The sequence below is a fragment of the Paenibacillus sp. CH40 genome, assembly GCF_024213605.1.
GTDB lineage: Bacteria > Bacillota > Bacilli > Paenibacillales > Paenibacillaceae > Paenibacillus > Paenibacillus polymyxa_B.
In genome coordinates this window covers 23,547-37,365 of record NZ_JANAVQ010000008.1, presented here as the reverse complement: position 1 = coordinate 37,365, position 13,819 = coordinate 23,547, and the positions used below count along the sequence as shown (strand labels likewise).

Annotated in this window: 15 protein-coding genes; 13 read left to right on the top strand and 2 right to left on the bottom strand. The window is 46.8% G+C overall.

Annotated features, from left to right (window positions below):
* Together NLX73_RS20150 and NLX73_RS20145 are read left to right on the top strand one after the other, a co-directional pair.
* Positions 1 to 909, top strand: a complete 909-nt coding sequence (locus NLX73_RS20150; protein WP_367997120.1) for a DL-endopeptidase inhibitor IseA family protein — start codon at positions 1 to 3, stop codon at positions 907 to 909.
* A gap of 90 nt (positions 910 to 999) precedes the next feature.
* Positions 1,000 to 1,245, top strand: a complete 246-nt coding sequence (locus tag NLX73_RS20145) for an HPr family phosphocarrier protein (RefSeq protein ID WP_023987189.1) — start codon at positions 1,000 to 1,002, stop codon at positions 1,243 to 1,245.
* Between the two features lie 76 nt (positions 1,246 to 1,321).
* Here NLX73_RS20145 and NLX73_RS20140 read toward each other — a convergent pair whose 3' ends face one another.
* Complete coding sequence (locus NLX73_RS20140; protein ID WP_029517571.1) at positions 1,322 to 2,110, bottom strand: formate/nitrite transporter family protein; 789 nt, start codon at positions 2,108 to 2,110, stop codon at positions 1,322 to 1,324.
* A gap of 89 nt (positions 2,111 to 2,199) precedes the next feature.
* Complete coding sequence (locus tag NLX73_RS20135; protein ID WP_254327137.1) at positions 2,200 to 2,982, bottom strand: Cof-type HAD-IIB family hydrolase; 783 nt, start codon at positions 2,980 to 2,982, stop codon at positions 2,200 to 2,202.
* Between the two features lie 198 nt (positions 2,983 to 3,180).
* Here NLX73_RS20135 and NLX73_RS20130 point away from each other — a divergent pair, with 198 nt between their 5' ends.
* From NLX73_RS20130 to NLX73_RS20080, 11 genes are all read left to right on the top strand, one after another.
* A complete protein-coding gene (locus NLX73_RS20130; protein ID WP_254327136.1) occupies positions 3,181 to 4,212 on the top strand; it encodes a WXG100 family type VII secretion target in 1,032 nt (343 codons plus the stop codon).
* A gap of 430 nt (positions 4,213 to 4,642) precedes the next feature.
* Positions 4,643 to 5,089: a tellurite resistance TerB family protein gene (locus tag NLX73_RS20125; RefSeq protein ID WP_254327135.1), complete on the top strand. Its 447-nt coding sequence runs from the start codon at positions 4,643 to 4,645 to the stop codon at positions 5,087 to 5,089.
* A gap of 28 nt (positions 5,090 to 5,117) precedes the next feature.
* Entirely contained in the window at positions 5,118 to 5,711 is a 594-nt protein-coding gene (locus tag NLX73_RS20120; RefSeq protein ID WP_254327134.1) for a TerD family protein, read from the top strand.
* A gap of 46 nt (positions 5,712 to 5,757) precedes the next feature.
* Positions 5,758 to 6,333 carry a TerD family protein gene (locus NLX73_RS20115; RefSeq protein ID WP_025720839.1) on the top strand — a complete coding sequence of 192 codons (576 nt, stop codon included), beginning with the start codon at positions 5,758 to 5,760 and terminating at the stop codon, positions 6,331 to 6,333.
* 32 nt (positions 6,334 to 6,365) lie between these two features.
* Positions 6,366 to 6,947, top strand: coding sequence for a TerD family protein (locus NLX73_RS20110; protein WP_023987194.1), 582 nt, complete (start codon positions 6,366 to 6,368; stop codon positions 6,945 to 6,947).
* A 102-nt stretch (positions 6,948 to 7,049) separates the two neighbouring features.
* Positions 7,050 to 8,318, top strand: coding sequence for a TerD family protein (locus NLX73_RS20105; protein WP_254327133.1), 1,269 nt, complete (start codon positions 7,050 to 7,052; stop codon positions 8,316 to 8,318).
* A 26-nt stretch (positions 8,319 to 8,344) separates the two neighbouring features.
* Positions 8,345 to 9,079 carry a TerC family protein gene (locus NLX73_RS20100; protein WP_023987196.1) on the top strand — a complete coding sequence of 245 codons (735 nt, stop codon included), beginning with the start codon at positions 8,345 to 8,347 and terminating at the stop codon, positions 9,077 to 9,079.
* 167 nt (positions 9,080 to 9,246) lie between these two features.
* Complete coding sequence (locus NLX73_RS20095) at positions 9,247 to 10,434, top strand: HpcH/HpaI aldolase/citrate lyase family protein (RefSeq protein ID WP_254327132.1); 1,188 nt, start codon at positions 9,247 to 9,249, stop codon at positions 10,432 to 10,434.
* A 52-nt stretch (positions 10,435 to 10,486) separates the two neighbouring features.
* Positions 10,487 to 11,833 (top strand): phosphoribosyltransferase family protein, encoded by a 1,347-nt coding sequence (locus NLX73_RS20090; RefSeq protein WP_254327235.1) that lies wholly within the window; start codon positions 10,487 to 10,489, stop codon positions 11,831 to 11,833.
* Positions 11,830 to 12,981: a cysteine protease StiP family protein gene (locus tag NLX73_RS20085; RefSeq protein ID WP_254327131.1), complete on the top strand. Its 1,152-nt coding sequence runs from the start codon at positions 11,830 to 11,832 to the stop codon at positions 12,979 to 12,981. Before NLX73_RS20090 ends, NLX73_RS20085 begins: the two co-directional genes overlap by 4 nt.
* A complete protein-coding gene (locus NLX73_RS20080) occupies positions 12,978 to 13,814 on the top strand; it encodes an HAD family hydrolase (protein WP_250267543.1) in 837 nt (278 codons plus the stop codon). Before NLX73_RS20085 ends, NLX73_RS20080 begins: the two co-directional genes overlap by 4 nt.
* Positions 13,815 to 13,819: the final 5 nt, after the last annotated feature.

The following is a 13,819-nucleotide window of genomic DNA, read 5'->3' as shown; positions in this document are numbered from 1 at the left end:
ATGAAATTAAATACGAAGCTATCCGCACTATGCATTGCGGCCACACTTATGAGCGTGGCACAGGCCGCCGCAGCCGCGCCCGCTGTGACCGCTCCAGCGGAAGCGACGCAACCGAGCGTGGCCAGTCCGTCCGCATCCGCCCCGGCTCAGGTGCCAGCACCAGCAGCGTCTGCGTCGGCTACGACGCCAGCCCCGGCGCCAGCGCCGTCGGTTCCAGCCGCCTCGACCCCGGCCGCAGCCGCAGGTTCTGCCAAAGCCGCTACACCCGCAGCTCCATCTGCACCAGTACAGCGTCCATCTACACCAGTAGCTCCGTCTGCACCAGCACAGCGTCCATCTACATCGGTAGCGCCAGCGGCTGCTCCGTCCGTACCGTCGACTGTGAAGCCGTCTAAGCCGCAACAGCCGTCCACTTCGGCGCCAGCAGCCGCGGCTTCCAGCGTGAAACCGACGCAGCTGGACAAGCTGAATCACGAGAGTGCGGTTCCGCTTGTGCTGGAGGCGCAGTCTCGTTATCAGTATGCGATCAGTGGTGGCAGCCCGGTGGGTGAGTCGTTCCAGTTGAACGGTAAAAGCTACCGCTATCTGTCCGAGGATATCGGCACGAAGACCAAGCTGATCAGCTATCTGACGCAGGCCTACACAAAGCAGGCCAGTGAGCAATTTGTCGGTAAATTTTTCGTTGAAGTTAACGGCAGACTAGCTCAGTTGAACGCAGATGGTGGCAATTTGCTAGAGTTCAACCGGGCTACGGCGAAAATGGTGACCATGACTCCGGTGAAGCGCAGCTATCTGCTGACCGTGCCTTATCCGGCAGAAACCAAGCAGGCGAATGCGAAAATCACCGTGAATTTTGAAAAGGTCGGCAGCTACTGGAAAATCAGCTCCGCGCCGCATGTCATTTTCTAAATTAAGATTTTGCAACAAGCTTCATATGGGGTAAAGTGATGTTAAGGCTTGTTTCGTAAGCCCCAATTCAATGCAGGGGAGTGCTGTGCAATGATGACACCCATCAAGGTAAAAGACGTTAAGGATATTGAAAAAATCAATCAAATCGTTTCGAATTATACCTATGATATCTGGATTCATGGCAAAAGCGGCATGGCAGATGCCAAATCCATTTTAGGCATGTATGTGCTGAAGCTGGATGAACCGCTAACTCTGGTTGTACCTGACAATGTTAATCCCAAGAAGCTGTTCAAGGAGTTGGAGGAATTTATCCATTTTCCTGCTCAAGAAGGATAAGAGGCAAGAAAGCACCTGCTCTATTACTAAAATAACGCAAAGAAGCCGTGGAACCTAAGTCCCACGGCTTCTTTTTTTAGTGTTCTTTCTCGTCTAAAAACGGGAGATTCACCGAATAGTACATAACCCCCATAAGCAGCACGCCGCCAACCAGATTTCCGAGCGTGACCGGAACGAGATTATGGATCACACCAGCGACAGAAACCGTACCCGGATGATCCAGCACGAGCGCAATGGCGAAAGTACACATATTAGCCACACTATGCTCATATCCCGAAATGAAAAAGCAGAACACAAACAGCATCATGGCAAACATCTTTGCGCCATTTTCCTTCATAAACATTGGAACAAAAAAGGCAAGACAGACCAGCCAATTACACAAAATAGCTCGGAAGAATAGCTGCATTGCAGGCGCTTCCATTTTATGCTCAACCACACTCAGTAGAAAGCTGTTCACGCTGGAGGAGTCAAACAGCCCGGTCAAGTAAATAAGGAGTGCAAATACCCCCGCACCCAGCAAATTACCGCCATAGCTGGCAGCCCATAATCGAAGCACCTGCCCCCAGCGCAGCTTTTTACGGAGCGCAGCATAAGTGTAATAGAAGGTGTTACCTGTAAACAAATCCCCGCCGCCGTAAGCGATCAGAATGATGGCCGCTCCGAACGTGAGTGCCGCCATGGGATAAGTGAATGGAGAATGCTCCATGTAAAAAAAGTTGCCCGTCTTGAAGGCTACAATAACGCCGAACCCGATGAACATACTCGCCAGCATGGAACGTGCCAAATACCGGAGTAGGCTCTGCTTGTAAATTTTGTACTTCTTCATGGCTAGCTGTTCGACATTGCGTAAGCCTTCCGTCTCCATATTTAAGGACAACCTCCTATTTTCTCATATGTAAGTCTTTAAACAGACTTTATTTTTTCCGAAACATGTCCAGTCTATCAGCAATCCTGTTAGCTTAACAAACCAAGCTTTTGCAGTCCGTACAAAATACCGTCTTCATCTGCGCGTTTTGTGACCATTTTAGCTGCGGCTTTGGCTTCATCACAGCCGTTGCCCATCGCGACGCTGTTATGTATAGCTGTCAGCATCTCCACATCATTTAAGCCATCGCCAAAGGCGTATTGATTTTCATCGGCAATGCCCAGTCTGGACGTAATTTCGCGGATGCCCTTCGCTTTGGAGCCAGAATGAGGAACAACGTCCACAGAACTCGGATGCCAGCGCACAAAGTCAAACGCCTTGAATACCGCTTCATAGAAAGGCTCTTCTTCTGCTGTACACATCAACAGCGTCTGATAAATATCTCTTCCTTGGAAATAGAGCGGATCGTATCCAACTGAAATCTTGGCCTTAAGCGTTTGGACCGATCTCTCCACAAGCTCATCGTTAGGAATATTGGCCTTCATATCCATATGATCCATATATACGAGAGCATGATTATGTGTGAGAGCCAGATCGGTCATCGCTTGCAAGGCTTCTCTGTTCAGCGGATTGGTAGCGACCACTTCCCCGCGAAGCACGACATATTGCCCATTAAAGCTAACGTAGGAATCAATTTCTAACTGCTCGCGAATATCTTTAAACATAAAAGGCGCACGGCCTGTTGCGATGGCCACCTCATGTCCCAGCTCTTTCAAAGCAAAGACGGCCTTTTCTGCCGTTAACGGCATTTTCTTGTCATCGTCCAGTAACGTTCCGTCGATATCAAAAAAGATAATTTTTTTGTCTGACATGTCCATACACCTGACTTTCAATAATGTATTGTCGAAATGAACTGATATGGATTCATTATATCAAAGGAACTGCTTCTGAATACACAAATACGTATAAATCCTCATGAATGTCCGACCTCTATAGCTTACAATATGAAATAAGGATTACTGTAAAATATAATTTCTATCTCCTATTTTCTTAGATGGGATGTGATCACCATGACAAAAATCCAAGTCACACCGGAGCAGCTGGACAACGTGGCCTCCCAATTTGCCAATGCCCACGGCACACTGTATAACCAGTTAAACGGCCTGGATAGCACAATGAACCGCCTTCACAGCCAGTGGGATGGTATGGAGAGGAATCGTTTTTATAATGACTATCGTACGGCTAAATATACACTTTCTTCGGTATTAAATAAGGTTCAATCCATTGAAATTGAGCTGAAAAGCATCGCTTCGAAGTTTAGAAATGCGGATGGAGAAAGTACACGTGGCTTCTGGACAGCCCTAGCAGCGGCAATGAACGCTAGCGCAGCGCTGGCAGGCAGTGGAGAGGCTGGAGATCATGGTGGAGAAATTGCCAAGCAGCCCAAAAACATAGACGAATGGGATCAGGCAGACGCGGATAAATATCATCAATATGAGGAGCTACTGAAAAACGCCGAGGCCATCGGCGACAAGCAGGTTATGCAGAAAATTCACGACCAGATGAATGTCCTGCGTCTGCAATATGAGGACTCAGTTCCCCGTACAGATTACAATACAGGAGAGACCTCCAAGATCACGTCCGATTCCCTTGTCGCCGTCACCGAACTGACAGGTAAAGACGGAAGCAAAACGGATATATCTATCGATAAAAAAGGGAATGTTGTGAGTTATGAGCAAAATACGGATAAATACGATTACTGGGTCCAAAAGCATACCCAATCAGCCGGAGAACACGCTCTAGGTAAAACGGCCCAGACCGTCACCGGATATGGAATAGGTCTTATTTTGTCGCGCGGGGCTGGAGTTAGTGGGGCAGGTTCGGGTATCGGTTCTGGCGCAGCCTCCGGCTGGGGGGAACACGTCGTCGGCATTGGTGGCGGCATGCTCAGTGACAAAGTACTTTTCTCTGTACCCGATGAGGGCGAAACCCGTACCATGATCTACCGAACGAATAAAGAAACGGGACATATTGAAAATATGGTCGTTGTCACCAAAGGTGAGAATGAAATGGAGTATCGCTATTGGGAGGATTATAACTAGGTCGTAAGCTGTGAACGATGATAACGTGAATAGGAGTATCTATAAAATCTACAGTCTTTTTTTCTGGAACAGGTGAGCGGCAGTTGAAAACTGTCAACTCGCTAGCTGGAGAAGTCTGTAGATTTTTTTGTTTACCAATTTTTTCGGAGTTGGTGAGAGGCACAATGCTTCTGTTAAATTGGAAGGCTGTGCCTTTCTATCAACTCTACCATTCTACAAACTTGCAATTGGGGTACCAAATGATGGATGATAGAAGAGGGCCTTTTATGTAGAAAATAGGGCTAAAGATAGAGAGGATACCAATAATAAATAGATCGTATTTACCGTATTTTTGTATATTATTGTAGAAAAAGATCGTAATTCAGGTTATAGTAAAGGAAGAAATTAACTAGGATGCATTTTACTCAAATACGTAATTGTGGAGGTAACCATGAGTACATTTAAAAATTGGTTGAATACAACTAAAAAAGGACTTGGAGACCAAGTTAAAAAATTTAAGAATAAAGATTTTATGGAAGCTGTTGTTGCAGGTTGTGCATTAGTAGCTTTTGCTGACGGTACTATTAGTCCAGAAGAGAAAACAAAAATGGCCGGATACATAAATATCAGTGAAGAATTGAAAGTGTTTGATATGGGGGAGGTCATCAACCGTTTCAATCACTATGTAGCGAACTTTGAGTTTTCACCTGAAATCGGCAAACAGGAAGCACTGAAAGCGATTGGTAGATTGAAAGGTAAGCCTGAAGTAGGCCGACTCGTCGTTGGCGTATGCAGCGCCATTGGTGCAGCTGACGGTGACTTTGATGCCAATGAACAGCGAATTGTTGCTGAGATTTGTGGCGCGCTTGGTTTGAATCCGTCTGAATTTAGTCTGTAAATTTTACGGAAGGGAGGTGTGTTAATCAGTGGCTGTAATTAATCTGGTCAAGGGCCAGAAAGTTGATTTGACCAAAGGCAACACAGGACTAACCAAGGTTATAGCTGGATTGGGATGGGACCCAATGCAGTCCAAAGGATTTTTTGGCATCAAGAAGCAACCGAACATTGATTGTGATGCTTCTGCCATTTTGCTGGACGCAAACGGGAAACTGACTCAGTTGGACAATGTAATATGTTTCCATAATAAAAAAAGCCCATGCGGCTCAGTCGTTCATTCCGGTGATAATCTGACTGGACAAGGCGACGGTGATGATGAACAAATTGCGATTGACCTGGCACGTATTCCTGCCAATGTCGACAAAGTGCTTGTTGTTGTGAATATATATGATTGCGTAAACCGGAAACAGGATTTCGGCATGATCGAGAAGGCGTATATCCGCATTCTGGATGGTGCTAATTCCAAGGAACTGGTGACGTTTAATTTATCTGATAATTATGAGGGGCTGACCGCACTGGTCTGTGGAGAACTCTATCGTCATAACAACGAATGGAAGTTTGCTGCAATCGGTGAAGGAACCCATGCCGTACATATTGATGTGCTGGCTCAGCGTTATATGTAATTTTAGTTGCTCATACAAAACTTAATGTGAAAAGGGGTTCTTACTCATGGCAATTAACTTATCCAAAGGTCAAAAAATTGATTTGACGAAAACAAATCCAGGTTTGTCCAAAATTATGGTTGGTCTCGGTTGGGACACAAACAAATATGATGGCGGAAAAGATTTTGACCTGGACGTATCCGTATTTTTGGCTAATGCGGAAGGTAAAGTAGAATCCGATAAGAACTTTGTCTTTTTTAATAACCCACAAAATGAGAACGGTTCTGTCGTTCATACAGGGGATAACCGCACAGGTGATGGCGACGGAGATGACGAGCAAATTAAAATTGATTTGGGTAGCGTGCCAGCTAACGTTGAAAAGATCGCTTTTACGATTACAATCTATGAAGCACAAGAACGCAGCCAAAACTTTGGACAAGTGTCCCGTGCTTATGCTCGTATCGTAAACGAAGCAAACAATGAAGAATTGGTCCGCTTTGATCTGGGAGAAGATTTCTCAATCGAAACAGGCGTTGTTGTAGGCGAACTGTATCGTCATAGCGGTGAGTGGAAGTTCAATGCCATTGGTAGCGGCTACCAAGATGGTCTTGCAGGATTGACACGCGATTACGGTTTGGCATAAAAAAATCTATACAACGAAAGCGGGTATGCGGAATGACCATTAGCCTTTCCAAAGGACAACGTATTGATCTGACCAAAACGAATCCCGGCTTGACTCGTGTTGTTGTAGGTCTTGGATGGGATACGAATAAATACAGTGGTGGCGCTGACTTTGACCTAGATGCTTCGGCTTTCCTACTTTATGAAGACGGTAAAGCCAAAGCAGCGGATGATTTTGTATTTTACAACAACCCGACAGGCGGAGCAGGATCGGTTACTCATACGGGCGATAACCGCACAGGTGAGGGCGATGGGGATGACGAGCAAATCATCGTTGATTTCTCGAAGATTCCTGCGAACATCCACCGTATCGGGATCACGGTTACCATTTATGATTACGAGGCTCGCGCGCAAAACTTTGGCCAAGTGTCCAATGCTTTTGTACGTGTAGTAGATGCGGCAACAGATCGTGAAGTGCTGCGCTACGATTTGGGAGAAGATTTCTCCACCGAAACGGCCGTCGTATTCTGTGAATTTTACCGTCAGAATGCGGACTGGAAATTCCAGGCTATCGGTAGTGGCTTTGCTGGTGGATTGGGTGCGCTTGCTAAAAACTATGGCTTGGACGCTCAATAATATCCACTTGGGGTGGTGTCCATAGGGCGCTACCCTTTCTTTTTAAGCTATTACATTAGCGTACGCTGACACATGACAAACCGACAGAAAGGTGACACAATCATGGCTGTTATCGTAGTAAAGGGACAGAAGGCGGATTTGACGAAAACAAATCCGGGCCTGACCCATGTCAACGTAGGGATTGGCTGGGAGTCCCCAGCGTCTCTGGAGCTGGATACTTCGGCATTTTTGCTGGGTTCTGGAGGAAAAGTATCGGGCGATGAGGACTTAATTTTTTATAACAATCCGACCACGCCCTTTATCACCTATTCAGACGGACAACAGTCCGGTGATAAAAAGCAATTTGCCCTTGATCTGACGCGAATTCCTGCAAATATCGAGAAGATTGCGTTTACGCTGACGATTTATGATGCGGATCAGAAACGGCAAAATTTTGGACAGGTTCAAGGTGGGTTCATTCGTTTTGCTCATCCGGTTAGCGGAGAGGTTTTGCGGTTTAATTTGGACAGTGGATTTACAGTGGAAACGGCGATTGTCATTGGTGAACTGTATCGTCATAACGGGGAATGGAAATTCAACGCGATTGGCGCAGGTTTTTCCGGTGGATTGGATGCGTTGTGCGTTAATTTTGGGATTGAAGTGGAAAACAATCCGGCTCCTCCCACGCCAGTGCCTACACCTCCGTCTCCAGCGCCTCGACCAGCACCAACGCCGCCACCAGTACCACCTGCTTCGAAGCCAGAGCCATCTGCAACACCGGTGAATCTGAATCTGCGGAAAATTGAGCTGAAGAAGAAGGGCGACACCATCAACCTGAAAAAAGGCTCAGGCGGATTGGGTGAAATCCTGATCAATCTAAACTGGAATCAGGTGCAGCAAAGCAAGGGCTTTTTCAATCGCGGTTCCAAGGGTGTCGATCTGGATCTGGGCTGCTTGTATGAGATGAAGAACGGAGATAAAGGCGTTGTGCAGGCGCTCGGGGAAGTTTTCGGTTCTCTAAATCGCTTCCCGTACATTGCTCTGGATGGCGACGACCGTACAGGCTCTGTGAAAACAGGGGAAAATCTTCGCATTAATGGTGCTAAAATTTCTGAAATTAAGCGAATTTTGGTGTTTACCTTCATCTATGAAGGAGTCACGAACTGGTCACAAGCGGACGGGGTAGTCACGCTGTACCAGAAGGATGGGCCGGACATTATCGTTCACATGAATGAACATGACAATCGCAAAGGGATGTGTGCAATTGCCATGATTCAAAATGTAAACGATGAAACGTTCAGCATTGAAAGACTCGTGCAGTTCTATGGCGGTCATCGTGAGTTGGATCGGGCATATAACTGGGGCATGCGCTGGTCGCAGGGTAGCAAATAAATTGAATTATCGGAGGCACTCTTTTCATGTTGAATGATTTGTTTAAAAATATCAGCGAAAACTACGGCCATTTCTTTTCATGGAGTGATGTTGTAGCTACGCTTACTGATCCAGTGAGTTGGGGGATTATAGGAACTCTCATTTTGCTGGAAGGACTTTTATCGGCGGATAACGCCTTGGTTCTCGCAGTTATGGTTAAACACTTACCTAAGGAACAACAGAAGAGAGCCTTATTTTACGGGATTTTGGGTGCGTATATATTCAGGTTCCTGGCTATCGGCTTGGGTACATTCCTGATTAAGTTCACCCTAATTAAGGTACTGGGTGCGGCTTATCTGCTCTATATCGCTTATAAGGGCTTATTCAAGTCCGAAGGTGATGGAGAAGTGAAAAACAAACCTACTTCTTTTTGGAAAACCGTATTAATGGTCGAACTGATGGATATTGCCTTCAGTATTGACAGCGTCATTGCCGCTTTCGGTGTGAGTGAGAAAGTATGGGTTCTGTTCCTGGGTGGTATTCTCGGCGTTCTGATGATGCGTGGTGTTGCTCAGGTGTTCCTCAAGCTCATTGATAAATTTCCGGAACTGGAACAGACAGCCTTTATTATGATCGCCATTATCGGGGGTAAAATGCTGGCTGCTGCTTTTGGCTTTCATATGTCGCAGGTTTTATTCTTCGGCATTTTGATTGCTGTCTTTGTAGGCACAATGGTTATCAGCTCGGCGAAAAGAAAGAAAAAGGCCGACAAAGAGGCTTAATGTACAAAGTATAGCGAAATCCCTCCTGAAACTAAGGGGGGATTTCTTTTATACCCGAAGCACAGGGCTTCAGTCAGGCAAGAAAGAGCAAGAGGAGGGGAAGGGCCCTGAAATATTTTAATGATTTAACCTCTGAGGAAGTAGAAGCGATCTTTTATACTCCACCGTTGGAGTTTCATAACCGTTCTCCCAAAGGTATATTGGCTTATGCGATAGGAGCGGCTTTGTACATGCCAGCGACCCGCTCGGAAGTAGCAGAAGAGATCAAAAATGGAAAACATGAAGGGCTAACAACGGTCATTCTGGATCTGGAGGATGCTATAGGGGATCAGCAGGTCGGACAGGCAGAACAATCGCTGGCACAGCAGCTGCTTCAACTATTGTCCTATGTACGGACGGGGATGATGAGTGAACAGCAATTACCTTTGTTATTTGTGCGTGTGCGCTCTGTGGAGCAGTTGGAACGACTACTGAACGGTTTGGGTGAATCTTTGCCGCTGCTCACGGGCTTTGTTCTACCCAAGTTCTCTTCGGATAATGGACGGGCGTATTTTGCACTCATTGCTGAATATAACCGGAATATGCATACAGGGGCAGGAAACGAAAGCAACATGCCTGTGCTGTATGGATTACCGATTCTTGAAAGCTCCAAAATTATTTATCGAGAAACCCGCTGGAATGAGCTGCTGTCGATTAAGGAAATTTTAGACGAGTACCAGGAATATGTGCTCAATGTACGAATTGGGGCAACCGATTTCTCCAGTTTATATGGCTTGAGACGCAGCCCGGATATTACGATTTATGAAATTGCCGTCATTCGGGATTGCATCGCAGATATTATTAACTTGTTTGGACGCGTGGGCTCAAATTATGTCATTTCCGGTCCTGTATGGGAATATTTCTCTCACCGAGAACGTGTCTTTAAACCTCAATTAAGAGTGTCTCCTTTCGAAGATGCACTTGGAAAGCCGGGACGACACTTGCGGATGGACTTCATCTCAGATGCCGTAGACGGACTGATCCGAGAAGTCATGATGGACAAAGAGAATGGGATTATTGGCAAAACGATTATCCATCCCTCCCATATTAAACCGGTACAGGCCATGTATGCGGTGACACATGAAGAGTATATGGATGCACTTGAAATTATTGAGCGTAACGACGGTAGTCTGGGTGTATTCAAAAGTACCTATGCCAACAAAATGAATGAAATTAAGCCGCATTTGAATTGGGCTCATCGTATTATCAATAGATCAAAAGTATACGGGGTGTTACATGAACAACAACATTTTGTCAGTCTCTTACCCAACCACGAAAACACATCTGCTGCCAATCCTGGAGCAGTTCAGCGTTAAAATTACGGAGACACATAATCCATTCCGCCTTCCTGTGGACAAGCTGTTTGCGATGGCGGCACGGGTCAACAAAAAACGTTCTTTTTTATTTGTCAGCAAGGTGCTGGGCAAGCATATTCCGGTAAACCCATACACCTCTCTGCTCAGTGGTGCGGCGCTGGCGATTCTACTATATAAGGAGCTTGTCCCACAAGCGGGACAACAAATGGATGAACTGATTGGAGAGGCCGTGAGAGGACTTCTTGACCCGGACTATGCGAAAGAGGCCTACCGAAAGCTGATAGATGAACGTTTAGCTTTTGCTTTTACGGAGCCGATCAAGTTTGTTGGTTTTGCCGAGACGGCTACAGCACTGGGGCACAGCATGTATCGGTTGTTTGACGACGGAGCCTCGTATATTCATACGACGCGCGAGGATATTCCGGGCCTTCGGCCTATTATTCGGTTTGAAGAAGAGCATTCGCACGCTGTTGATCATCGTTGCTATGCACTGGATGAAGATGCTTTTGCGGGAGATGGCCCGATTGTGCTGGTAGATGATGAAATTACGACGGGAAAAACAACGCTTAATATCATACGGGATATTCAGGAGCATTTTCCGCGTAAACAGTATGTGATTGCTTCGTTATTGGATTGGCGGACAGACAGCGACGAGCAGGCTTTCACTGACCTGGAGGCAGAGCTAGGCATTACGATTACGCCTTTAAGCTTGCTCAAAGGAAAGATTGAGGTACAGGGTGTACCGATCCTAGATCACGCAGCATATGTCGGACAGGCTGGGCACTCAGAACATGCAGCCACTAGCATGGCAGAGGTTAATAAAGACGTTTCTGGAATAATTGACCACCGTTTTGAAAAGGATACTTCCGGTTTTGAGCGAGTAGTACACAATTCCATGTCAACAGACGGGTATGCCAATACAGCTCCTTATCTAAAATATACAGGCCGTTTTGGTCTACAATCCGCTGACAATTCAGCATTGGATACAGAAATCACGCGTACAGCTGAACGACTGAACCAACTTCGTTCTGGGCAACGCACGCTGGTTATGGGCACGGGAGAATTCATGTACATCCCAATGCGGATTGCAGCAGAGCTAGGCCCGGATGTGTATTTTCAATCGACGACACGCAGCCCGGTGTATCCCCACCGAGAAGAAGGGTATGGCGTCGCTTGTGGTGTGACATATCCTTCGCCTGAGGACAGTACGGTACGCAATTTTATTTATAATGTAGACCCCGGTCAGTATGACGAAATATTCGTTTTGATGGAAAGGGAGTCAGACCCAGAGCGGATGAACCCCATGCTGGAGGCTTTGACCCGTCTGGGCTGCGATAAAGTGCATGTTGTTTATTTTAATGGGTTAACTAGACAGGAGAGTAAAGGAGCGCGGATATGAAGCAAGCACTCATGGAGCAAATACAGCAGAAGAACATTCATCCGCCCGAACTGCTGGGCAGTTATCCTGCCTCGGATGTCACTTTTTTATTGAAGGATTTGAGCCAGGTTACGTTGGAAAAAGGGACGGAGGATCGTGAAGAGGCGATTCAGTCGGGAGTCCATTATTCAGAAATGCTGCCAGTGGAATACGAGCCCACAGCAGAGTATATTGCACTGTTTCACGAAACGCTTGCCCAATCTGCCAAAAAGGTTGCATTAGCGGCAGCTTCTGTGGCTGAGATGATTGTGAGAAAAAGAGGCCTGAACACGGCGATTGTTTCTCTGGCTAGAGCAGGGACGCCCATTGGTATCCTGATCAAGCGTTATATTGACTGGAAGTATAGCGTATCCTTACCGCATTACAGCATTTCTATTATTCGTGGCAAAGGTATTGACCGGAATGCGATTTTATACATTTTACAGCAGCATGGGCTGGGGATTGAACTTCAGTTTGTCGATGGCTGGACGGGGAAAGGGGCGATTCGCCAGGTATTGATTGAGGCCTGTCGTGAGATGAACACGGATTACGGGTTGCATCTAAATGATGATCTGGCGGTGTTGGCCGATCCGGGCAGATGTTCGGAGACCTTCGGTACACGAGAAGATTATTTGATTCCAAGTGCTTGTCTGAATTCGACAGTATCCGGTTTGATGAGTCGGACGGTATTACGCGACGATCTCATAGGTCCTGACGATTTCCATGGGGCCAAATTTTATGAATCCTGGCGTTCAGTGGATCAGTCCAATACGTTTGTGGATACGGTATCCGGGTACTTTCAAGACGTGGCTGAAACAGCCGTTGCATATGCAGAAAAAATGACATTGAATCCGCCTGCGGTGACATGGCAGGGCTTACGGGATATTGAGGCGATTCAGCAGGCATTTGGTATTCGAGATATCAATCTGGTCAAGCCTGGAGTGGGGGAGACGACTCGTGTACTACTGCGCAGGGTGCCGTGGAAAATTCTGATTGACCGCGAAGATAATCCGAATCTTCAGCATATTATGCTGCTGGCCAAGGACCGTGGAGTGCCTGTAGAGGTATTTGAAGGATTGACTTATTCCTGCTGCGGAATTATCAAGCCGCTCAAGGGGGGACAAGAATGATCTACGCAAGTGACTTGGATCAGACACTGATTTACTCCAAACGTTCGCTTGGCGTACCGCTGGAGTCTCCTGGGCTGTTGCCTGCGGAACAGATAGACGGGGCGACGTCGGCTTTTATTTCTGAACAAGCCCTGCAATGGCTAAAGACACTGCCTGAAGATGTGATGTTTATGCCCGTGACGACTCGGACGATAGAACAGTATAGACGAATCACTGTGTTTCAGACGGAGTTGGTTCCCGCATATGCCGTGACGAGTAATGGTGGAAACATCATCGTCGGAGGCGAGGTGGATCGAGAGTGGAATCGGCGTATTCATGAACAAGTACGCCGTGATGGTGCTCATGCGGAAGAAGCACGTCAGGTGTTCGGACAGGTGCTACATGAAGACTGGGTGGTAAACGAGCGCTTTTGTGATGAGTTATTCTATGCTTTCATGATTGAACGGGATCGTATGCCGCTGGAACAGGTGCTGGAGAAGGCGCGAATCATGCGTGAAATGGGCTGGGAGGTATCCATTCAAGGTCGTAAGGTGTATTTGGTGCCTGCGGCCGTGAATAAACAAGCAGCCGTGGAGCACATCCGCAATCTCACGAATGGAGGGGCCGTGGTTGCGTCTGGTGACTCTTTGCTGGACCGTTGTCTGCTGGACTATGCCGATTATGCGATTGCTCCGCGTCATGGTGAATTGTATCGGGAACAGCTGCGGGATAAGCTGGAGGTCAATTACCGTTTTACAGAAGTGTCGGGGGTTTATGCAGCGGACGAAATCATGGCGTATGTTCATGCAATACACCAGAGTGTGTTCGCAGCTCAAACTTCATTTTCAGAATAGATAGG